Origin of the sequence: Jannaschia pohangensis, assembly GCF_900113875.1 — a bacterium.
GTDB classification, from domain to species: Bacteria; Pseudomonadota; Alphaproteobacteria; order Rhodobacterales; family Rhodobacteraceae; genus Jannaschia; species Jannaschia pohangensis.
Genome location: NZ_FORA01000001.1, coordinates 252,106 through 272,003, shown reverse-complemented (window position 1 = coordinate 272,003; position 19,898 = coordinate 252,106). Strand labels below are relative to the sequence as shown.

Sequence of the window (19,898 nt, the reverse complement as noted above, 5' to 3'; positions counted from 1 at the left end):
CCGTCCGCCCCATCTGCGGGGCGTATTCCATGGAAAAACGGGTCACGTTCAAGGGCTGGCTTCTGCCGCTGTGCCTCATCGCGCCGCAGGTCGTCATCTCGGCCATCTTCTTTTTCTACCCGGCAGGTCAGGCGATCTGGCAATCGCTGTTCATTCCCGATCCCTTCGGGCTGTCCATGCAATACGTGGGCCTCGGGAATTTCGAGTTCCTTCTGTCTGACCCCTATTACCGCGCCTCTTTCCTGACGACGGCGATCTTTTCGACGCTTGTCACCCTGGTCTCCATGGTCCCGGCGCTCTTCCTTGCGGTGGTGGCGGACCGGCTCATCAAGGGGGCAGGCACCTACCGGACCCTGCTGATCTGGCCCTATGCCGTGGCCCCCGCGATTGCGGGTGTCCTGTGGCTTTTCATGTTCAACACCCGCGTCGGCGTAGTGTCGTGGTATCTGGGCAACCTCGGCTATGACTGGAACCACGTCCTCAACGACACGGAGGCCATGGGCCTTGTGGTCGTCGCCTCGGCCTGGGGCCGGATCAGCTACAATTTCCTGTTCTTCTTCGCCGCCCTGCAAGCCGTGCCGAAATCGGTGATCGAGGCGGCGGCCATCGACGGCGCGCGGTTTTGGCGGCGGTTCTGGACCATCGTTCTGCCTCTGCTGTCGCCCACGACGTTCTTCCTGCTGGTCGTGAACATCGTCTACGCCTTCTTCGAGACCTTCGGCGTGATCCACACCATCACCTCGGGCGGGCCGCAACAGGCGACGACAATCCTTGTCTACAAGGTCTTTTCCGACGGCTTTGTCGGTCAGGATCTCGGATCGTCGGCGGCGCAATCGGTGATCCTGCTGGTGGTCGTGGGCGCGCTCACCGTGTTTCAGTTCAAGTTCATCGAGCGGAGGGTCCACTATTGACCGAAGCCGTCAAGGATCCGCCGCCGGGCATGGTCGAACGGCGGGGCGCCGGCCTCTGGGTCAGCCATGCGATCATGATGTTCGGCGTCCTGATCGTGTTCTTTCCCATCTGGCTCGCCTTCGTGGCGTCGACCGTGACACAGCCCGAAATCACCAACCCGCCCATGCCGCTCTGGCCCGGGGATCAGTTTCTGGTCAACTACGGCAAGGCGCTCGGGTCGGGCGTCAACGTGCCCGTGGCGACGATGCTGGTGAACAGCATGATCATGGCGATCGGCATCGCCGTCGGAAAGATCGTCATCTCGCTCCTGTCGGCCTTTGCCATCGTCTACTTCCGGTTTCCCGGAAAGATGGTCTTCTTCTGGCTGATCTTCCTGACCCTAATGCTGCCGGTCGAAGTGCGGATCGTGCCGACCTACGAAGTCATCGCGGGCTTCGGCATGCTCAACAGCTATGGTGGCCTGATCCTGCCGCTCATCGCCTCGGCGACGGCGACCTTCCTGTTCCGCCAGTTCTACATGACCGTGCCGGACGAGTTGGCCGAGGCCGCGCGCGTCGATGGCGCCTCGCCCATGCGGTTCTTCATCGACGTCCTCTTCCCGATGAGCCGGACCAACATCGCCGCGCTCTTTGTCATCCTCTTCATCTATGGCTGGAACCAGTATCTCTGGCCCCTGCTCATCACCACCGATCCGTCGATGAACACCATCGTCATGGGCATCAAGCAGATGTTCCCTTCGGGCGACGACATCGCAGATTGGCCGGTCATCATGGCGACGTCGATCCTTGCGATGATCCCGCCGGTCATCGTCGTCATTTCAATGCAGAAGCTCTTTGTCCGCGGTCTCGTGGACAGCGAAAAATAGGCCAGAGGTAGACCACGCATGGCAACTGTAGACCTGAAGGCGGTCAAGAAGCGGTTCGGCTCGACCGAAGTGATCCACGGCGTCAGCACCTCCATCGCCGACGGCGAATTCATCGTGATCGTCGGGCCTTCGGGCTGTGGCAAGTCCACCTTGCTGCGCATGGTGGCGGGGCTTGAAAGCGTGTCGGAAGGCGAAGTCAGCATCGGCGGCAAGCGCGTGAACGAGCTGGAGCCGATGGACCGCGATATCGCCATGGTGTTCCAGAACTACGCCCTCTACCCGCACATGTCGGTGCGCCAGAACATGGGATACGGCCTCAAGATCGCCAAACTGCCCAAGGCCGAAATCGACCGCAAGGTGGACGACGCAGCCAAGCTCCTGCAACTCGAACCCTATCTCGACCGCCGCCCCCGCGACCTGTCGGGGGGCCAGCGGCAGCGCGTCGCCATGGGGCGCGCCATCGTGCGGCAACCCAAGGTCTTTCTCTTTGACGAGCCGCTCTCGAACCTCGACGCCAAGCTGCGCGTACAGATGCGGCTGGAAATCCGTGACTTGCAGAACCGCCTTGGGATCACGGCGCTCTATGTGACACACGACCAGGTGGAGGCCATGACCATGGCCGACCGCATGATCGTGATGAACGCGGGCCGGGCCGAACAAATCGGCACGCCGCTGGAGGTCTATGAGCGACCCCAGACCCTGTTCGCCGCGCAGTTCATCGGCAGCCCGTCGATGAACGTCCTCGACGGCGTGGCGGCGGACGGATCGCTTTCGATCGGCGACAGCTCCCTGCCACTGCACAGCCGCCTGTCGGGGCCGGTCACCGTGGGCATCCGCCCCGAACATGTCATCCCCGACGCCGAAGGCCCGCTGGCGATGACCGTCCAGATGGGCGAGCCGCTTGGCGCGAACACCCTGCTGCACGGGCGCATGGCGGGGCGCAGCGATGCCTTCACGGTCAGCCTGGCGGGCGTCCATCACGCCGTCGCGGGCGAGACATTGCGCTTTGGCGTCGACCCGGCGAACCTTCCTTTCTTCGACCCGAAGACCGGCCAACGCATCGAAGCCGAGGCCTGACAGCCTGCGCCATCTGGTCCTGACCGATCCGCCGCCCTAGGGTCCGGGAATGGACAACCGTGCAGATTCCCCCACCGATCACCGGGCCATGATCGCGGCCATCCCGGTCGAGACCCGGGCGCGGTTGACGCAAACCTCCGATGTGGCGGGCCTGCGCCACCTCGCGCTGCACCTGGCCGTCATCGCGGCCTTCGCCGTGGCCGTTGCAACCCTGCCGCTGACCCCCCTCTGGCAATTCGGGCTTGGCATGGCGCTTGTCTTCCTCTTCACGCTTCTGCACGAGACAACGCATCGCACCCCGTTTCGCAGCCTCTGGCTCAACCGCACCGTTGGTCGCGCGGTCGGCATCCTGCTGTTTCTGCCCGCGACCTGGTTTCACCACTTCCACATGGCGCATCACCGCCACACGCAGATCCCCGGCAAGGACCCGGAATTGGCCAGCGCCAAGCCGGACAGCTGGCCCGCCTACCTCTGGCACCTGACGGGTCTGCCGGTCTGGGCCGGGCAACTTCGCGTCCTCGGGATCAACGCCCTTGGCCGGAACGCCGACAGTTTCGTGCCGGACGCGCGCCGCGCCGCCATCACGACCGAGGCACGGGGGATGCTCGCCTTCTACCTCGCCCTCCTGATCGGCAGCGTCGTTGCAGCCTCCCCGGTCCTCCTCACCTTCTGGATCGTGCCCCTGCTTCTGGGTCAGCCCGTCCTCCGCCTCTACCTGTTGGCCGAACACGGGCGCTGTCCGCATGTCGCCAACATGCTGGAAAACTCCCGCACGACGCTGACCAACCGGGCGGTCCGGATGCTGGCCTGGAACATGCCGTTCCACGCAGAACATCACAGCTTTCCGACGGTCCCGTTCCACAATCTGCCCGCGTTGCATGACCTCACGCGCGGGCATCTCCGCCATGTCACCCCTGGTTATGCCCAATTCCACCGCGACTATGCGCGCGACCTTGTCCACCTTCCGGAGACCTCATGAAAATCGAACCTTTCGGCGTCGAGATGTGGATGAACGCCCATGAAAACAATTGCCTTCACAACCTGGCCGAAACCTGCGTCACCAGCCTGACCCTGGCGGAGCTGTTGCAGATCACCGGGCGCAACGACGGCGATCTGGCCGAACTTCTGCCGCTGAAACTGACTTACGGCGCGATCGAGGGTTCGGACCGCCTGCGCGACGCCATCGCGGCGCTCTATGCGAACCGGACGCGGGAGGACGTGATGACCTGCCACGGCACCGCCGGGGCCAACGCCCTCGTCTGGCAGGCGATGGTGGGGGCGGGCGACCATGTGGTCAGCCTGGTGCCGACCTATCAGCAACACGTGTCCATCCCCGAAAGCCTGGGCGCGGAAGTCACGCGCCTTGCCTTGGACGAAAGCGACGGCTGGCTGCCCGACCCTGATCGTCTGGCCAAGGCCCTGCGCCCCGACACCAAGGTCATCGCCCTGACCAATCCGAACAACCCGACGGGTGCCTTGATCGACCGCGACGGGTTGACCCGGATCGCCGAGATTGCGGACCGCGTCGGCGCGCATGTTCTGGTGGACGAGGTCTATCGCGGCACGGAACAGGATGGCGGCATCGGCCCCTCGATCGTCGACATCTATCATCGGGGCATCGCGACGGCGGGCATGTCCAAGGCCTTCTCACTTGCGGGCCTGCGACTGGGATGGGTCGTCGGCCCGCAAGATGTATTGCGCGCCGTGTCGCATCACCGGGACTATTCCACCATCTCGGTCGGAATGATCGACGAACATCTTGCCGCCCTGGCCCTCGAAGCTTCGGACCGCATCCTTGAACGGTCGCGCCGGATCACCCGTGCGAACCTTGCCACCCTTGGCGCCTGGATCGACGCGGAGCCTGGCCTCGCGTGGGTGCGCCCCGCCGCCGGGACGACCGCCTTGGTGCGCTATGACCTGCCCATGGCGTCCGAGGCCTTCTGCCTCGATCTGTTGGCCGAAGAGGGCGTGCTTTTCACGCCGGGCGCGGTCATGGGTGTCGAAGGCACGCTTCGCATCGGCTTCGGCAACCCGCCCGCGGACCTGGCCGCCGGCCTGCCGAAAGTCAGCGCATTCCTGGCTCGCAAACGCGCCCGACAATCCTGATCGAAAGGAGATTGGCGCACCCATCAGGATTCGAACCTGAGACCTCTGCCTTCGGAGGGCAGCGCTCTATCCAGCTGAGCTATGGGTGCCTTGGCGCGGGGATAGCGGTGATCGCGGCCCCCCGCAAGTCACTTTGGCAGCTGCGCCAGAACCGACCGGGCGGCGCGCAGGCCCGGGGCTTCGCCCCCGCGTCCCAGGCGGTCCATGGTGAGCGAAAGGGCCGCTGACTGCCGCTCGCGCTCCGATGGCACGGTCATCAACCGCGCGAAGGCCGCGCCTACGGGTCCGGCGCGGCAGGCGGGGCCGAGGTATTCCGGCACGGCCATTTCCCCCGCGATCAGGTTCACCAGCGTCACCGTGTCGATTTTCATCATCCGGCTGATGACCTGCCAGCTGAGCCAGCTCATGTCATAGGCGATGACCATGGGCGTGCTGCTGGCCGCCAGTTCCAGGCTAACCGTGCCCGACGCGGCCAGTGCCGCCGTCGCCGCCCCGAAAGCCGCCCGCTTGGCCGCGGCATCCGTCACGATCAACGGATTGCCCGGCCAGGTCTGTGTCAGGTCGCGCACTGTCGCCTCCAGATGGGGAACCGTCGGCACGACGACCCTTGTGCCCGGCGGCAATTGCTCCAGCGCCTCACCGAAAATCGGGGCAAGGCGCGCGACTTCGCCGCGCCGCGATCCCGGCAGGACCAGCGCGATCCACTCCCCTACCTCGGCGCGGAATGCCGCGATCTCGGCCTCGTTCGCCTGGGGTTCGGCCACGACCGGGTGGCCCACGAAGTCGCAGGTCATGCCCGCCGCTTCCATATAGGCCGGTTCGAACGGCAGGAGCGCCAGAACATGGTCGATGCTGCGCGCCATCTTGGCCGCCCGCCCCTCGCGCCAGGCCCAGACCGAGGGCGCGACGTAGTGGATGGTCCGCAAATCGGGCCGCGCCGCCCGGGCGCGTGACGCGACCCGCAGGCAGAAATCAGGGCTGTCGATGGTGACAAGCGCATCCGGCGCCAAGGCCGCAATCGCCTCGACCGCCTGATCGCGGCGGCGGAACAGGTCGGGAAGGCGCGGCAGCACTTCGGTCAGCCCCATGACCGACAGAACCTCCATCGGGAAAAGACTGTGCAGGCCCTTGGCGGTCATGGCCGGACCGCCGATGCCCGCGATCTCGATGGACGGGTCCAAGTCGTGCAGGCCCGCCATCAGCGCGGCCCCCAACCTGTCGCCCGACGGCTCTCCGGCGATAAGGTACAGCCGTGTCACGGCGCGACGGCCGTCAGGAACAGGCCCGTGCGGGTCAGGGCATCGCTCACCCCTTCGGGGTCGAGCACCAGAACATCGCTCTGCCGCACCGCGATGCCCGACAGGCCTGCGGCGGCGGCGGCAGTGACGGTGCCCGGACCGATGGTTGCCATGTCGACCCGTCGGTCCTGCCCGGCCTTGGCGGCCTTGAAGAGGACGCCGCCTTTCGGCCCGTGAAAATGGGTCAGGCTGGCCAGCATCCAGTCGGTGCCCGGCATCGCCTCGACCGCCAGAACCTGCCCTGCGGCCACGACGCAACCCTGTCCGACATCAAGTGGGGCCAGGGCCGCGTGAACAGCCGCCGCCCGGTCGATGTCGGCGCGCGCCCGGTCGGAGGGCGTTCCCACCTCCGGCACGGTGAGCAGGTCGGGGAGCAACTCATGCGCGCCCACCACGCGCAGGCCAGCCTCCTCGAAGAACGACAGGACCGTCCGCAGGGCCGCGTCGTCGGCCGCCTGCAAAGCCTGCATCATCCGGGGGACCAATGGCAGTGTCGCCGCATCGAGGGCCGCGGGGTCGAGGGCCGGGCGCGCGATGGCCCCGGCGAAACAGACATCGCTGACCCCCTCCGCAACCAGCCGGGCGATCAGGCTGCCCAGGTGTTCGACGCGAAAAGCGGTGGAGGTGACCCCCTCGGGCGCGAAGCCGTCGAGGTGGACCACGGTGGCGATCTGGTCCGGCAGCGCCGCGACCAGGCGATGCGGCAAGCCGCCCTGCCCGGCCACCAGCGCCAGCTTGCTCACTTCGGCACCAGAAAGCTGCGGTCCGATGCGCCGGTGATGAACTCCACCATGCGATGGACATAGGCGCTCTCGGTTTCCTCACCCAGACGGCGCGCCCGTTCAAGGAACGTGCCCTCGCCCTGTTTCAAGGTCAGAAGAGCCACGCGCAGCGCCTGAATATCGGTCCGGTCCACGCCGCGCCGCTTCAGCCCGACAAGGTTCAACCCGTCCAGTTCGGCGCGTGGCCCCTGCACGAGGCCGTAGGGCACCACGTCGTTCGTCACCATCGACAGCGCGCCGATGATGGCGCCCTGCCCGATCCGCACCCATTGGTGGATGCCCGAAAGGCCGCCGACGATCACGTCATCCTCGATCATGCAGTGGCCCGCGATGGCGGATTGGTTCACCACGATGACGCGGTTTCCGATGTGGCAATCATGGGCAACGTGGCATCCGGCCATGAACAAACCGTCATCGCCGATCACCGTCTCGCCGCCGCCCTGTGCGGTGCCTGTGTTCATCGTGACGTGTTCGCGGATGCGATTGCGCGCGCCGATGCGCAGGCGTGTCCGCTCCCCCCCGAACTTGAGATCCTGCGGCACCTCGCCGATCGACGAGAACGGATATACGATGGTTCCCGCCCCGATGTCCGTCCAGCCGGTCAGCACCACATGGCTGCGGATCTCGACGTCTTCGGCCAGGGTAACCTCGGGACCGATCAGGCTGAAGGCGCCGACCTTGGCCCGCGCGCCGATGGTCGCGCCGGGCTCGATCACCGCCAAGGGGTGGATCTGCGCCGAAGGGTCGACGCTCACGCCGCGTCGTCCTTGGGCAGGTCCATCATGGCGGTGAAATCCGCTTCGGCGGCCACTTCGCCATCGACCGTGGCAACCCCGTGGAAGCGCCAGACCTTGGCACCCGGCTTGCCGCGCGTCACGTCGATCTTCAACTCGAGCACGTCGCCCGGTATGACCTTGCGGCGGAATTTGCAGCCGTCAATGGCCATGAAATAGACGAGGAATTCCTTGTCGGCCAAGCCGTTGGACGCCCCGACCATCACGGCGGCGGTCTGGGCCATCGCCTCGACGATGGTGACGCCGGGCATGATGGGGGTGCCGGGGAAATGCCCCTGAAAATGCGGCTCGTTGAAGGTCACGTTCTTGATGCCCACAGCCGAGGTGTTCGCCACGATATCGCGCACCTTGTCGATCAGCAGGAACGGGTAGCGATGCGGAATGATCCGCTGGATCAGGTGGATATCGGCTTCGGTCGTCATCGGTCCCCCCAGTCTTCTGTCCCCCGGGCTTACCGCGCGGCGGGGGTGCGGGGCAAGCCGTCCGCAACACCGCTGCCGACCTAGTCGGCGGCAGGCGGCGTTTCCGCCGGGCTTTGAGGGGGTGGCGCGGGCGCATCGGTCAGCGGCCCCTCGCCCAGGATGGAGTCAACCCGCGCCTGTGCCACGGCGGTGATGTTCACCTGATCGGCCGAAGCGACGACGAAACGGCGGTCCAGGATCACAAGCGCCCCCGCCTCGCGGGCCAGATCCACCAGGATCGGGTTGATCCGCTCGAAGAAGATCTGCTGCGCCCGTTCGATCTGTCCGGTGATGGCCCGGCCCTTGGCGTCCTGCGCACGGCGGATGTCGGTCACCCGCGCGTCGAAGTCGATGGCCAGCTGGCGAAATTCCGCAGGGTCCATCGTGGCGCGCAATTCGGTCAGACGCGCTTCCTCGGCTTCCAGATCGGCCTCGATCTGCCGGTTTTCGGTGGCCAGTTCGGTCGACGCCGCCTCCACGTCGCGGGCGACCCTGCGCCCGAACAGGCTTGTCGAGAACAGCTGATCCCGGTCGAGAACGACAACAGCCGATTGCGGCACACCGACAGGCGGCATCCCGGCCTGCTGCGCCGATACGGGCAAGGCTAGGACACAGCCAGCCAGCAGCAGGCCCGCAAGGCGTCGCATCAGAAGCGTGTCTGGATCGTCAGGTCGAACGTCTGCTCGCGGTCGAAGCTGCGCTTGTTGATGGCCCGGGTGAAGTTGAACCGCAGCGGTCCGATCGCCGTGTCCCAAAGCAGACCGACGCCGACGGCCGAGTTGAGGAAGAACCCATCATCAATCGGAATTCCGACCGTTGTCGCATCATCAAGCCCCCAGACCGACCCCATGTCGAGGAAGGTGGCCGCCGAAATCCCGTATTCGTCCGGGATGAAGCCAAGCGGGAACTGCGCCTCGAAGCGCGCCGCGGCATAGTAGTTGCCGCCAAGCGAGCCGTTGGAGAAGTTCAGGTCGCGCGGGCCGATGCCGCCGGATTCGAAACCGCGAATGATGGACTGGTTGTTGAAAAAGCGGTTGGACTGGCGGGACAAGGTGCCGCCCAGAGAGTTGATGACCCCACCCTCGAACGTCGCATTCAGCGTGACTTCGTCGTTGCGGATCGTGCGCTGCGCCGATGCAAGGAAGGTCGACTTCACGAATTCCTCGTCCCCGCCGATGCCCGCAAACTGCTGGCCGAACCGCAACCGCACGCCGCGCGTCGGGTCAAGACCGCCGCCGATGGTGTTGTAGGTATAGGTGTAGCTGACAAAGGATGTGATCGCCTCGCCCTCGTCCCGCAACAGAACCGGCGACAAGGTCGTGCCGGGCCGTTCGGTCAACTTGTCCGTGGTGAAGCCATAGCTGAGCGCAAGGCGGCTGTATTCGCCCGCCGGAAAGCTGAGCCCCGTGGAGAACCCGGCCGAGCGCGTGTCGAAGGTCAGCGTATCCTGCGACGACTCGTTGTAGAAGATCGAGAACGACAGCGCGAGGTCGCGGTTCAGGAAATACGGCTCCACGAACGTCAGGGACGAGCTGGAGGTTTCCGATCCGGTGTCGACCGAGAAGTTGAAGACCTGACCCCGGCCCAGGAAATTCGTCTCGGCAAAGCTGAACGACACCCCGACGCCGCTTTCGGCGGAATAATTGGCCCCGAAGCCGAGCGATCCGGTCGGCTGCTCCTCGACGTCGACGTCGACGATCACCTGCTCGGGTGCCGATCCTTCGCGTGCCGAAACCTCGGCCTGGCTGAAATAGCCCAGGGCACGGATGCGTTCGGCGGCGGCACGGATCTCGCGCGGGTTGAAGGGGTCGCCCTCCACCGTCTCGAATTCGCGACGGATGACCCGGTCGAGCGTCGTGGCATTGCCTTCGATGTCGATCCGTTCGACGAAGAGGCGTTCGCCCTTTTCAATCACGAAATCGACGTCCAGCGTCAGGTCGGCGTCGTTGCGGCGCACGGTCGGCGTCACGCGCACGAAGGTCAGGCCCTGACGCGTCGCCAGCAGTTCAAGACGCTGGATTGTGCGCTCGACGCTTTGCGGGTTGAACACGTTGCCGCGGCGGACCTGGATCTCTGATTGATACTGATCGACGTCAATCTCGGGCAGGTTCGAGACGGCGGTCACGTCGCCGAAGGTGAACTGCTGCCCCTCTTGAATGCGGAAGGTCAGGAAATAGGCGTCACGGTTGGGCGACAATTCGGGCGTGGCCGACAGGACCTGCACATCGGCATAACCGCGCGACAGATAGAAATCGCGGAGCAGCTGCGTGTCGAGCGCGATGCGGTCGCCGACGAAGGTATCCGACCCGATCAGCGCGCGGAAAAGGCCGGCCTGCGTCGTCTCGAGGACGCGGCGAAGACGACGGTCCGAAAACGCGCGGTTGCCGACAAAGCTCAGACGCTCGATCTCGCTCACGCGGCCTTCTGCGATCTCGAACACCAGATCGACGCGGTTGTCGCTGCGCCGGATGATCTTGGGCTGGACGGTCGCCGACAGACGCCCGGCCTGCGCATAGGCGGCGGCGATATTGGCGGCGTCCCGTTCGGCGACGGCGGGGGAATAGACCCGGCGCGGCTGGCTGGTCACGACTGTCAGCAGGTCTTCGTCCTTGAGCCGGTCGTTCCCTTCGATGGAGATGCGATTGATCGTGGGATATTCGTTCACGATAATCAGAAGCTTGCCGCCTTGCGGCACGATTTCCACCGTCTCGAACAGGCCCGACGCCTGAAGCCGCTGGAAGCCGTCGTTCAGCTGGCCTGCCGTGATCGACTCGCCCGGGGTGACACCCAGGTTGGCCAGAATCGTGGAGGTCTCGATCCGGGTGTTGCCCTGAACCTCGAACGTGGAGAAGCGATAGGTCTGCGCCTGTGCCGCACCGGCAATCAGGACGGCCCCAAGAAGCGTCAGCAGCGACAGCCGCAGAAATCCAAAGCCATTTACCAGATAGGCCGCAGCCCTCCGACCGGCCCCTTTTGAGGCTCCGCCGTGATCGTCCATGTCATCCGCCCCATTTGCGATCTTCTTGCCGAAGACCACTACAGATGGTGCAGGAGCATGTCAAAGCAGCAAAGCCCCCTTGCGGGGGCCTGTGCCTTAAAAATCATGTTGGATCAGAGCGACTGAATCCAGGCGGCAAGCAACATCGCAAACACGATGGCAAAGGCCGACAGCAGTCGATCGATGTTCAGGCCCATGAAAACCGACAGGCCGCGATATCCGTTTTGCATGTGACGCATGATGCACCTCCGATGACGTTGCCTGCTTTTGCCGACGGATTGGGGCGGGAATGCGGCACCGCTTGGGCAATTTCGGTACGTTCACGGTGTCGGGCAAGGGCGTGCCAAGACGCCCCCGCCATTCCGGCAGAAGTCGGCCTAGCAGGTGAAGTCGTTCCAGGTGGCAAAGACCATCAGACCCAGCATCATCGCGATACCGACGGTCATCAGGATGCGCACGGCGGTATCCGACGGCGGCTTGCCGCGCACACCTTCGTAGGCATGAAAGACCAGGTGTCCGCCATCCAGAACCGGGATCGGGAACAGGTTGAGCATGCCCACGGCGGCCGACAGCACGGCGATGAACCAGATGAAACTGACGGTGCCCTGACTGGCCACTGCGCCGGCCGTCTGGGCAATGCCGACCGGGCCCGACAGGTTGCAGACGCTGATTTTCTGCGCCGCGATATGGCCAAGCGCGCTGAGAGAGGAAGAGATGACCTCGTAGGTCTGCGTGACCCCGTAGCTGATCGCGCCAATGGGACCGGCGGATTCGGTGGCCGGCTCGAAGAACAGCCCGCCGTTCACACCGATCAACCAACGCCGCTCGAACCCGCCTTCATCAAGGGGCAGATCCTGACCGCGCGGGGTCAGCGTAAACTCAAGCTCTTCGCCGCCGCCGCCTTCGGTCGGGCGCCAGACGGTCAGGCCAAGAGGCGCGCCCTCGCCCGCGGCGACGGTGTTGCGCAACGCGTTGAACGAATGAATCTCCTGGCCGTCGATGGCCGTGATCACATCGCCGGGGCGCATCCCGATATCCCATGCCGCCGAGCGCGGCATCACCGCATCGGCCCGCGCGGGCATGGGGAAAGCGGCATCGACCAACATTTCCTGACCGTCGCGCAGGATGACGTAAGGCAGCGTCGGGCTCGGCTCGAGCGCCTCGGCGGTGGTCGCAAGATCGGCCAGCGTCTCGACTTCGATGCCTGCGACCGCCAGGACCTTGTCCCCGGGTTGAAGCGTGACAACCTCCTCAGGCAAGAGCTTCAGCGGCCCGATCACAGGCTCGTCCACGGTCCGCCCGGACATGAGCGCGAAGCCTCCGAAGATCAGGATGGACAGGATGAAGTTGAAGACCGGGCCCGCCAGAACCGTCGCCGACCGACGCCAGAGCGAGGCCCCCGTCATGGTCTGTGCGCGTTCCTCGGGTGTCATCTGCTGGACCGACCCATCGGCCCCGACCGAAGCCGCGTTCGCGTCACCCCGGAACTTGACGTAGCCGCCAAGCGGCAGGGCCGCGACCTGCCAGCGGGTGCCATGCTTGTCCATCCGGGAGAAAATGATCGGTCCGAACCCGATGGAGAAGACATCCGCCTTGATCCCACACCACCGCCCCACGATGTAGTGGCCGTATTCATGGATCGCCACGATGATGGACAGGGCGACGATGAAGGCGACGGCGGTCCAGAGGAATCCCCCGAACTGCGGAATGAGGCTTGCGTCCATGGTCTTCTTTCCTGCTCGGGGCGCACGCCGACCTTGTATCAGGCCAGGTCGCGCGCAATCTGTCTCGCTCGGGTATCGGTATCCTGCACCATATCGAGGCTCAACGTGTCAGCTTCAAGGCGATTGTCCGCGTCCATTTGATCCAGCACCCGCGCCACGAGGGGGGCCATGTCGGTGAAACGGATGGCGCGCGCCAGAAACAGGTCGAGCGCGGCCTCCTTGGCGGCATTGAACGCGGCGCCCGACAGCCCACCCTGCCCCATCACGCGGCGGGCCAGATCAAGGGCGGGATAGCGCGCCGGATCCGGCGCGTGGAAATCAAGCTGCGCCACCTTCGCAAGGTCCAGCCGCTCCACCGGGACGGGCCCGCGATCGGGCCAGTTGAGCGCATAGCCGATGGCGTGGCGCATGTCCGGTGTGCCCAGATGCGCCATCAGCGCGCCGTCGTTGAACTGCACCAGCGCGTGGATCAGGCTTTGGGGATGGATGATCGTGTCGATCATTTCGGGTGGCAGGCCGAAGAACTCCTTGGTCTCGATCAGCTCCATCGCCTTGTTCATCATCGAGGCGGAATCGATGGTGATGCGTTGGCCCATGTCCCAGTTGGGATGTTTGCCCGCCTGTTCGGGCGTCGCCTCGGCCAGACGCGCCAGCGGCCAGTCGCGCAGACCCCCGCCCGATCCGGTGATGATGACCTTTTCGACCGCCGCCATGTCTTCGCCGACCAGCGTCTGGAAGACGGCGGAATGTTCGCTGTCGACCGGCAGGATCGTGGCGCCGTGCCTGCGCGCCTCGGCCATCAACAGGGGGCCGGCGCAGACCAGGCTCTCCTTGTTGGCCAGCGCCAGCGTCGTGCCATGGCGCAAGGCCCGCAGCCCGGGGGTCAGGCCCGCGGCGCCAACGATGGCCGACATGATCCAGTCGGCGGGCCGGTCCGCCGCCTCCTCCAGCGCGGTCTTGCCCGCCGCCGCCGCGACCCCCGACCCGGCCAATGCGTCGCGAAGGTCGGACAACTTGTCGTCGAAAGCGGTGACCGCGACGTCGGCGCGCAGGCGGATCGCGTCCCGGGCCAATTGGCCGATGTTGGATCCGCCGGACAGGGCGACGACATCATAGGCGCCGCGTCCGATCAGATCGAGGGTGCTCTGCCCGATGGACCCGGTCGCCCCGAAAACACTGACCCGCCTCATCCGACGCCGGGGATCGGGGGAAATTCGGACAGGCTCTCGATCACCAGAAGCATCAGGGCCGCACCGAGCATCGCGTCGAACCGGTCGAACAGTCCGCCGTGGCCGGGCAGCAGGTTGGAGCTGTCCTTGACCCCCATCTTCCGCTTGACCGCCGATTCCGCGATGTCCCCCATCTGCGCCATCATGGCGAGGGCGATGGAAATCCCGATCGTCTCCCATCCGGCATCCAGCCAGACGGTCCAGATCAAGCCGATGATCGCGGCCCCGAGCCAGCCCGCGATGGTACCCGACCAGGTTTTCTTGGGGCTGACACGCGGCCAGAACTTCGGCCCGCCCAGGATACGCCCCGCGAAATAGCCGCAGACGTCCGACGCCACCACCACAAGGATTAGCCAGACCATCCAGGCCAGCCCGAATTGCGTCAGGTGCTGCGTCAGGCTCAGCCCCGACAGAACCATGGCGAGCGAGAACATGACCATGATCCGCCGGTGCCGCCGGATGAAGGCCACGCCCACCATCGGCACCAGCATCAGAAGCGGCAGACCGAACCCGATGGGGATCAGGTTCGCCACGAACAGCGCCCCGCCCCCGACCACGGCCATCAGCCTGGCGCGCTTGGGCCCCGTGCGCAGCATCGTCGCCAGTTCCCACAGCATCACACCGGTGATGATCGAAATCAGGCCCACAAACCAAAGCCCGCCAAGCCAGATCGCAGCACCCCCGATCAGAAACAGGACCACGGCCGTCGACAGACGCGGGATCAGGTCCTGAAACCGGCCCGCAACCTGCGGCTCCAGCGGTTGGTCCATGGCGAAGTCGAACAGGGGCGGCTCTTCTTCCTCGTCCTCGATTGCGGGGTCGATGCGGTCGTTCATACCTTCACCCCGCCGAAACGACGCTCGCGGCTGCCGTAGCGGCTCAGGACATCCTCGAAGATCTCGCGGGTGAAATCGGGCCAGAGGGTGTCGACGAATTCATACTCGGAATAGGCCGATTGCCAGAGCAGGAAGTTCGAGATCCGCGCCTCGCCACTGGTGCGGATCACCAGATCGGGGTCGGGCAGAACATGCGTGTCGAGGTAGCGCGGCAAGGTCTCGTCCGTGATGTCTTCGGGGTCGAGCGCGCCACTCGCCACATCCCGCGCCAGTCGCTTGGTGGCGCGCGCCACCTCGTCCCGCCCGCCGTAGTTCAGCGCGATCGTCAGGTGGCAGCGCGTGTTATGCGCCGTCAGCGCCTCGATCATGTCCATCAGGCCGCGCAGCTTGGCGTCCAGACGCAGCCGGTCGCCGATGAAGCGCACCCTTGTTCCCTGCTGCAAAAGGGTCTGCGCCTCGCTCTCGATATAGCGCCGGAACAGCGACATGAGGCCCGACACCTCGGCCTGCGTGCGCTTCCAGTTCTCGGTCGAGAAGGCGAAGATCGTCACGTAATCCACCCCCAGATCCGGACAGGAGGCGACGATTTCGCGAACCCGGCGCGCGCCGGCCCGGTGTCCCAGAAGACGGGGACGACCGCGCTTTTGCGCCCATCGACCGTTGCCGTCCATGATGATGGCGACGTGGCGCGGGCCGGTTCTGGTCTCGCTGGTCATTCGTCACCCCCCGGATGACGGGCACATCCCCCGCCTGCGACTGCGCCCTTCGCCCGGCGCCCTGTTCGCGTGTTCATCTGCGGCCCCCGCGCCATCCGGTCCGCTCAGACCTGCATGATCTCGGCTTGCTTGTCTTCCAGCGCCTGATCGACCCGCTTGATGTAGGTGTCGGTCATCTCCTGAACCTCGGCCTCCCACATCTTGGCTTCGTCCTCGGCCAGGCCGTCGGCCTTCTTGATCTTGTCCATTCCGTCCCGGCGCACGTTGCGGATGGCGACGCGCGCGCCTTCGGCATATTGCCCGGCGACCTTGGTCAGGTCGCGGCGGCGCTCTTCGTTCAGCTCGGGGATGGGCAGCATGATGATCGTGCCGTTGAGCTGCGGATTGATGCCCAGACCGCTTTCGCGGATGGCCTTCTCGACCTTCCCGACCAGACCCTTGTCCCAGACGTTGACGGTGACCATTCGCGGCTCGGGGACGTTGACGGTGCCCACCTGGTTGATCGGCGTCGGGCTTCCGTAGGCATCGACCATCACCGGCTCCAGCATGGAGGCCGAGGCGCGCCCCGTGCGCAACGAGCCGAATTCCGTGCGCAGGTTCGCCAACGTGCCATCCATCCGGCGCTTGAGGTCATCGGTGTCGAGTTCGAAATCGTCGGCCATTTAACTTCCCCATGCAGGCGTGAGCCCAGAGAGGCTCAATTCTCGTTTTCGACCGTCTAGCCAATGCAGGGCTGCAAGGCTAGGGGGCTCAGGCGCAGGACGGGTGCAGGTATCGGCGTTTTACGCAGGTTCGGTTTGTCGGCAGGTTGGCGACTGCAATACTACCCACGCTGCCGTTGACGTATCCTCAAACGGTGCTTCACTCATATTTGACACGACGCGGTCTTCGGCCCCATAAGAAGTTTTTTGATGGAATTCCGCCTTGATGCGACCGGTTTCAATCAGAGCGGTAACCCCTCTGACCGACGCTTCTGAACCCGGCAGCGTTCCGGACGTTGTCGCCTCAGCTCTTGATAGGTTCGATCTCACCTCACAACTCTATGCGGTCATCGATGCCTCGCGATTTCCAAATTTGGTTGAGCGGTTGGCCGGGTCGAGTGCTTTCCATCAATGCCTGTTTCGCGGGGTATGGGCCGAAGAATACGGTGACGTTGCTCCTTGGCTGGTGAAGGTGACACCATCGGATGAGATCTTCTCTGCATTAATGACGCGTTCCGCCTTGCCTTGGCACAATTTCGATCGGTTTTCCGCTCTTCTGATCCTGTCGTCCGCGACGCCAGAAACCTAGACCCGTCACTTGCGCAAGCTGCCACGCATTTTGTCCGAAAGTGGCCGCCCGCTGTTCTTCCGATTTTGGGAGACAGATAGTTTGGCCCTTTCGCTTCAGACCGAGCCTGAGATGTTCGGGCCTGCCGTCTTTGACGGCGGACACGTCGAGGCGGCACTATGCATAGCGAACAGCGGATGTTGGCTTTGCCCCAAACCCGACATGCCGCTTCCGCGCCGACTTGTTTACCTGACGAACCGTCTTAGGCAAGCCTATGGGCACCACGCATCCGAGAGGTTCTGGTGCGACAGAGGGACGGAGTTCCAGCGCGAAGGGCTATCGCAAAGCGATCTCGACGGGTTCCGCATGACAGTCGAACGTCACGGGCTAACCGATGCCGACGCCGTCGAATCCCTGTCGCGCCTTCAGATCCGAATGGGGCGAATGTGCTTGGCTGAAGATTGGGCTTTGGCCGAACTTGCCGATGGCCACCGACTTCCGGCCGCGATTCGGGCGGACAGGTTGATCAATGTTGCACGCGATCGCGGCTGCATTGACGTCGAGGCAATGATCTGATGCGTGAAATCGATAACCCCGTCAGCCCGTGTGACAACCCCTGTGACGTCGCCATCCCTCCGGTCTATCCCAACCAACCAATCCTGATTCCGACAGCTGAGGTGGCGCGCCAAATTCCATTCGAAATCGATGTCCGCGAGACGCTGCGCCAAACTTTCACAGATCCTGATAGCGATCCCCCTCTGTCGATCCAAAGTGCCACCGCTAGCGGCCCCAAAGTTCTTGGCCTGGGTCATGCTGGTATAGCCGTGATCAACGGGCTGACGGGAGCTGTGAAATACGCTGAATACGGGCGATATGATCGGGCCGGCTTTGGCGAGGTTCGGTTCATCCCCGAGGTCGCAGGCGTCACGGTCACATTTACCGAGGGGGGCAACCCTAATCCGGCCAGCATGGCAGCCTTGGGACGCGAATTGGTCCGCACAAACGGCGTAGGCCGGGCTGTCGAGGGGGTCTGGGTCAAACTCGCTAACGGTGCTTTCGATACGATGGTGAGTTTTGTCGGGACGCGCATGGCCAATGTTGCAGCTGGCCGAGACGCGGGGCGTGCGGACGCCTACGACGTCTCGGCCAATCACTGCGTCACCTTCGCCCTAGAGGTTGCGAGAAGTGCAGGCGTTAATACCAATGTATCGGGTGCGCCCGACCTCGATATCGTGATTGTTGGCGGCAATATGTCGACCCGCCTTGCGCTGCGGACATTCTCACCAACTTTCGAGGTTCCCGCCCGCCAAATCAACGTGATGCAAGAGCGCTACCGGGACTACCGCCTCAGCAGTGCTGGAGCCCTCATCGGAAATGAACAGTTTCCAACCACGCTCAACGGCCTTTAAATGTATCGCCTTGTCCTTGCTATATTGGCGATATTTGGCGTCACTGCCGCACTTCAATTGGCACCTAATGCCGACCCCCCACCTCAGGAGGCTCCCATGATCGAACAATGCATCGCCCAATATGGCGAGCCGCAGGCTTTCGAAGACGAGATCGCATTGGTCGAGCGGGTCTGGGATGCGCCGTTGCCCGAAGGACTGAGCGAGATCGGGGGCATCGACTGGCACGGTTGGGCGAAAATTTGCAAACGTGCCGACGATCCGCCGGGCGTCTTTTTCGGAGAGCATCGTGATGCTCTCTCGCGGTATGTTGGCCTCTGGCGCATTGGCCGGCGAGGAGATCTCCCGGAGGTGCTTCCGACGGATGAGGACATCCTCGCGCATTACTACTTAGGCAGCTATTCGAACCACCAACTGCTGATCCGCGCCTACGACGCGCCCGGGCAGCCCTATGCGTTCCTGATCCCGGCAGCGCCGGAAAACATCGAAACAGCTCCAAGAGCCGAACCATAACCGATAGCGCGTCCACGCGGGCCAACCCGTGTCGGACCAGCCGACCTTGGGGCACAAGGCCCGGTTAGTCGCCGACGCGCGTGTACGTGCCCTGCCCGGCCAGGATCGACTTGAAGCCGCCCGGCGCATCCAGCGGGAACACGATGATCGGCAGGCTGTTCTCTCGCGCGAGCGCAATGGCGGATGCGTCCATGACCTTCAGGTGCTTGGACAGCACATCGTCATAGGAAATCTTGTCGTAACGGACCGCGTCGGAATGCCGGGCCGGGTCCTTGTCATAGACCCCGTCAACCCCGTTCTTGCCCATCAGAATCGCTTCGCAGGCCATCTCGTTGGCGCGCAGCGCGGCGGCGGTGTCGGTGGTGAAATACGGGTTGCCCGTTCCGGCGGCAAAGATGACGACGCGCTTCTTTTCGAGGTGGCGAACGGCGCGGCGGCGGATGTACGGCTCGCAAACCTGATCCATGGGAATGGCGCTGATGACGCGGGTGTGGATGCCGAGCGATTCCAGCGCCCCCTGCATCGCCAGCGCGTTCATCACCGTCGCCAGCATCCCCATGTAATCGGCCGTCGTCCGCTCCACCCCCTGGGCGCTGCCCTGAAGGCCGCGAAAGATGTTGCCGCCACCGATGACCATGCAGATTTCGACGCCCATCTGGTGGACCGACTGAACCTCGCGAGCGATGCGTTCGACAGTGGGGGGATTGAGGCCATACCCCTGATCGCCCATCAAGGCTTCGCCGCTGATCTTGAGCATCACGCGCTTGAGGTGGGGGCCGCCAGGGCCCTCTGGCGTCTGGTCTTCCATCGCATCATCCCCCTGTCGTCAGTTGCGCCGTGACGTATGGCCCATTAACCCCGGCGGGGCAACCGGGTTGAAGCGCCCCCTGACATGAATGAACATCGACGCAC

General features: G+C 64.4%; 22 protein-coding genes and 1 tRNA gene. 9 read left to right on the top strand and 14 right to left on the bottom strand.

Annotation, left to right across the window (positions count from 1 at the left end; genetic code table 11):
* Nucleotides 1–29: 29 nt before the first annotated feature.
* From ugpA to BM002_RS01275, 5 genes are read left to right on the top strand one after another with little or no spacing between them, the layout of a single operon-like run.
* Nucleotides 30–911 carry a sn-glycerol-3-phosphate ABC transporter permease UgpA gene (gene ugpA, locus BM002_RS01295; RefSeq protein WP_092776527.1) on the top strand — a complete coding sequence of 294 codons (882 nt, stop codon included), beginning with the start codon at nucleotides 30–32 and terminating at the stop codon, nucleotides 909–911.
* A gap of 29 nt (nucleotides 912–940) precedes the next feature.
* A complete protein-coding gene (gene ugpE / locus BM002_RS01290) occupies nucleotides 941–1,777 on the top strand; it encodes a sn-glycerol-3-phosphate ABC transporter permease UgpE (protein ID WP_092778588.1) in 837 nt (278 codons plus the stop codon).
* An 18-nt stretch (nucleotides 1,778–1,795) separates the two neighbouring features.
* On the top strand, nucleotides 1,796–2,854 hold the full coding sequence (locus tag BM002_RS01285; protein WP_092776525.1) for a sn-glycerol-3-phosphate import ATP-binding protein UgpC: 1,059 nt from the start codon (nucleotides 1,796–1,798) through the stop codon (nucleotides 2,852–2,854).
* A 49-nt stretch (nucleotides 2,855–2,903) separates the two neighbouring features.
* Complete coding sequence (locus BM002_RS01280; protein ID WP_092776522.1) at nucleotides 2,904–3,833, top strand: fatty acid desaturase; 930 nt, start codon at nucleotides 2,904–2,906, stop codon at nucleotides 3,831–3,833.
* Nucleotides 3,830–4,960, top strand: coding sequence for an aminotransferase class I/II-fold pyridoxal phosphate-dependent enzyme (locus BM002_RS01275; protein ID WP_092776519.1), 1,131 nt, complete (start codon nucleotides 3,830–3,832; stop codon nucleotides 4,958–4,960). Before BM002_RS01280 ends, BM002_RS01275 begins: the two co-directional genes overlap by 4 nt.
* 12 nt (nucleotides 4,961–4,972) lie before the next feature.
* On the opposite strand, the gene BM002_RS01270 is transcribed toward BM002_RS01275, so the two are convergent.
* The 13 genes from BM002_RS01270 to frr form a co-directional block, all read right to left on the bottom strand.
* Nucleotides 4,973–5,049, bottom strand: a tRNA-Arg gene (locus BM002_RS01270).
* A 39-nt stretch (nucleotides 5,050–5,088) separates the two neighbouring features.
* On the bottom strand, nucleotides 5,089–6,219 hold the full coding sequence (gene lpxB, locus BM002_RS01265) for a lipid-A-disaccharide synthase (protein ID WP_092776516.1): 1,131 nt from the start codon (nucleotides 6,217–6,219) through the stop codon (nucleotides 5,089–5,091).
* Complete coding sequence (gene lpxI, locus BM002_RS01260) at nucleotides 6,216–7,001, bottom strand: UDP-2,3-diacylglucosamine diphosphatase LpxI domain-containing protein (protein ID WP_245749086.1); 786 nt, start codon at nucleotides 6,999–7,001, stop codon at nucleotides 6,216–6,218. Before lpxI ends, lpxB begins: the two co-directional genes overlap by 4 nt.
* Nucleotides 6,998–7,795 carry an acyl-ACP--UDP-N-acetylglucosamine O-acyltransferase gene (lpxA, locus tag BM002_RS01255; protein ID WP_092776513.1) on the bottom strand — a complete coding sequence of 266 codons (798 nt, stop codon included), beginning with the start codon at nucleotides 7,793–7,795 and terminating at the stop codon, nucleotides 6,998–7,000. The genes lpxI and lpxA overlap by 4 nt, the downstream gene beginning before the upstream one ends.
* Nucleotides 7,792–8,256, bottom strand: a complete 465-nt coding sequence (gene fabZ / locus BM002_RS01250; protein WP_092776510.1) for a 3-hydroxyacyl-ACP dehydratase FabZ — start codon at nucleotides 8,254–8,256, stop codon at nucleotides 7,792–7,794. Before fabZ ends, lpxA begins: the two co-directional genes overlap by 4 nt.
* An 80-nt stretch (nucleotides 8,257–8,336) precedes the next feature.
* Nucleotides 8,337–8,942 carry an OmpH/Skp family outer membrane protein gene (locus BM002_RS01245; RefSeq protein ID WP_092776507.1) on the bottom strand — a complete coding sequence of 202 codons (606 nt, stop codon included), beginning with the start codon at nucleotides 8,940–8,942 and terminating at the stop codon, nucleotides 8,337–8,339.
* Nucleotides 8,942–11,293, bottom strand: coding sequence for an outer membrane protein assembly factor BamA (gene bamA, locus BM002_RS01240; protein ID WP_092778570.1), 2,352 nt, complete (start codon nucleotides 11,291–11,293; stop codon nucleotides 8,942–8,944). Before bamA ends, BM002_RS01245 begins: the two co-directional genes overlap by 1 nt.
* Before the next feature lie 113 nt (nucleotides 11,294–11,406).
* Nucleotides 11,407–11,532 (bottom strand): hypothetical protein, encoded by a 126-nt coding sequence (locus tag BM002_RS19595; RefSeq protein ID WP_281243783.1) that lies wholly within the window; start codon nucleotides 11,530–11,532, stop codon nucleotides 11,407–11,409.
* Between the two features lie 138 nt (nucleotides 11,533–11,670).
* A complete protein-coding gene (gene rseP / locus BM002_RS01235; protein ID WP_092776504.1) occupies nucleotides 11,671–13,017 on the bottom strand; it encodes an RIP metalloprotease RseP in 1,347 nt (448 codons plus the stop codon).
* Nucleotides 13,018–13,055: 38 nt separating this feature from the next.
* Nucleotides 13,056–14,207, bottom strand: coding sequence for a 1-deoxy-D-xylulose-5-phosphate reductoisomerase (gene dxr / locus BM002_RS01230; protein ID WP_092776501.1), 1,152 nt, complete (start codon nucleotides 14,205–14,207; stop codon nucleotides 13,056–13,058).
* Nucleotides 14,204–15,082, bottom strand: coding sequence for a phosphatidate cytidylyltransferase (locus BM002_RS01225; protein ID WP_245749085.1), 879 nt, complete (start codon nucleotides 15,080–15,082; stop codon nucleotides 14,204–14,206). Before BM002_RS01225 ends, dxr begins: the two co-directional genes overlap by 4 nt.
* On the bottom strand, nucleotides 15,079–15,798 hold the full coding sequence (gene uppS / locus BM002_RS01220; RefSeq protein ID WP_092776498.1) for a polyprenyl diphosphate synthase: 720 nt from the start codon (nucleotides 15,796–15,798) through the stop codon (nucleotides 15,079–15,081). Before uppS ends, BM002_RS01225 begins: the two co-directional genes overlap by 4 nt.
* A gap of 104 nt (nucleotides 15,799–15,902) precedes the next feature.
* Nucleotides 15,903–16,460 carry a ribosome recycling factor gene (gene frr, locus BM002_RS01215; protein ID WP_092776495.1) on the bottom strand — a complete coding sequence of 186 codons (558 nt, stop codon included), beginning with the start codon at nucleotides 16,458–16,460 and terminating at the stop codon, nucleotides 15,903–15,905.
* Nucleotides 16,461–16,725: 265 nt separating this feature from the next.
* On the opposite strand from frr, the gene BM002_RS01210 reads away from it, so the two are divergent.
* The 4 genes from BM002_RS01210 (at nucleotide 16,726) to BM002_RS01195 (ending at nucleotide 18,986) form a co-directional block, all read left to right on the top strand.
* Complete coding sequence (locus tag BM002_RS01210) at nucleotides 16,726–17,088, top strand: DUF4123 domain-containing protein (protein ID WP_092776492.1); 363 nt, start codon at nucleotides 16,726–16,728, stop codon at nucleotides 17,086–17,088.
* A 9-nt stretch (nucleotides 17,089–17,097) separates the two neighbouring features.
* Nucleotides 17,098–17,643, top strand: a complete 546-nt coding sequence (locus BM002_RS01205; RefSeq protein ID WP_139212203.1) for a hypothetical protein — start codon at nucleotides 17,098–17,100, stop codon at nucleotides 17,641–17,643.
* Nucleotides 17,643–18,476 carry a hypothetical protein gene (locus BM002_RS01200; protein ID WP_092776486.1) on the top strand — a complete coding sequence of 278 codons (834 nt, stop codon included), beginning with the start codon at nucleotides 17,643–17,645 and terminating at the stop codon, nucleotides 18,474–18,476. The genes BM002_RS01205 and BM002_RS01200 overlap by 1 nt, the downstream gene beginning before the upstream one ends.
* Before the next feature lie 96 nt (nucleotides 18,477–18,572).
* Nucleotides 18,573–18,986, top strand: coding sequence for a hypothetical protein (locus BM002_RS01195; protein WP_092776483.1), 414 nt, complete (start codon nucleotides 18,573–18,575; stop codon nucleotides 18,984–18,986).
* Between the two features lie 64 nt (nucleotides 18,987–19,050).
* Here BM002_RS01195 and pyrH read toward each other — a convergent pair whose 3' ends face one another.
* Nucleotides 19,051–19,794, bottom strand: a complete 744-nt coding sequence (pyrH, locus tag BM002_RS01190; RefSeq protein WP_092776480.1) for a UMP kinase — start codon at nucleotides 19,792–19,794, stop codon at nucleotides 19,051–19,053.
* Nucleotides 19,795–19,898 lie beyond the last annotated feature (104 nt).

Coding starts and splice junctions, on each gene's coding strand:
- uppS (WP_092776498.1), bottom strand. CDS start 15,798: ATGACCAGCGAGACCAGAACCGGCCCGCGCCACGTCGCCATCATCATG.
- dxr (WP_092776501.1), bottom strand. CDS start 14,207: ATGAGGCGGGTCAGTGTTTTCGGGGCGACCGGGTCCATCGGGCAGAGC.
- ugpA (WP_092776527.1), top strand. CDS start 30: ATGGAAAAACGGGTCACGTTCAAGGGCTGGCTTCTGCCGCTGTGCCTC.
- ugpE (WP_092778588.1), top strand. CDS start 941: ATGGTCGAACGGCGGGGCGCCGGCCTCTGGGTCAGCCATGCGATCATG.
- pyrH (WP_092776480.1), bottom strand. CDS start 19,794: ATGGAAGACCAGACGCCAGAGGGCCCTGGCGGCCCCCACCTCAAGCGC.
- BM002_RS01280 (WP_092776522.1), top strand. CDS start 2,904: ATGGACAACCGTGCAGATTCCCCCACCGATCACCGGGCCATGATCGCG.
- rseP (WP_092776504.1), bottom strand. CDS start 13,017: ATGGACGCAAGCCTCATTCCGCAGTTCGGGGGATTCCTCTGGACCGCC.
- bamA (WP_092778570.1), bottom strand. CDS start 11,293: ATGGACGATCACGGCGGAGCCTCAAAAGGGGCCGGTCGGAGGGCTGCG.
- BM002_RS01245 (WP_092776507.1), bottom strand. CDS start 8,942: ATGCGACGCCTTGCGGGCCTGCTGCTGGCTGGCTGTGTCCTAGCCTTG.
- BM002_RS01275 (WP_092776519.1), top strand. CDS start 3,830: ATGAAAATCGAACCTTTCGGCGTCGAGATGTGGATGAACGCCCATGAA.
- BM002_RS01225 (WP_245749085.1), bottom strand. CDS start 15,082: ATGAACGACCGCATCGACCCCGCAATCGAGGACGAGGAAGAAGAGCCG.
- BM002_RS01285 (WP_092776525.1), top strand. CDS start 1,796: ATGGCAACTGTAGACCTGAAGGCGGTCAAGAAGCGGTTCGGCTCGACC.
- frr (WP_092776495.1), bottom strand. CDS start 16,460: ATGGCCGACGATTTCGAACTCGACACCGATGACCTCAAGCGCCGGATG.
- BM002_RS01195 (WP_092776483.1), top strand. CDS start 18,573: ATGATCGAACAATGCATCGCCCAATATGGCGAGCCGCAGGCTTTCGAA.
- BM002_RS01210 (WP_092776492.1), top strand. CDS start 16,726: ATGCGACCGGTTTCAATCAGAGCGGTAACCCCTCTGACCGACGCTTCT.
- BM002_RS19595 (WP_281243783.1), bottom strand. CDS start 11,532: ATGCGTCACATGCAAAACGGATATCGCGGCCTGTCGGTTTTCATGGGC.
- fabZ (WP_092776510.1), bottom strand. CDS start 8,256: ATGACGACCGAAGCCGATATCCACCTGATCCAGCGGATCATTCCGCAT.
- BM002_RS01200 (WP_092776486.1), top strand. CDS start 17,643: ATGCGTGAAATCGATAACCCCGTCAGCCCGTGTGACAACCCCTGTGAC.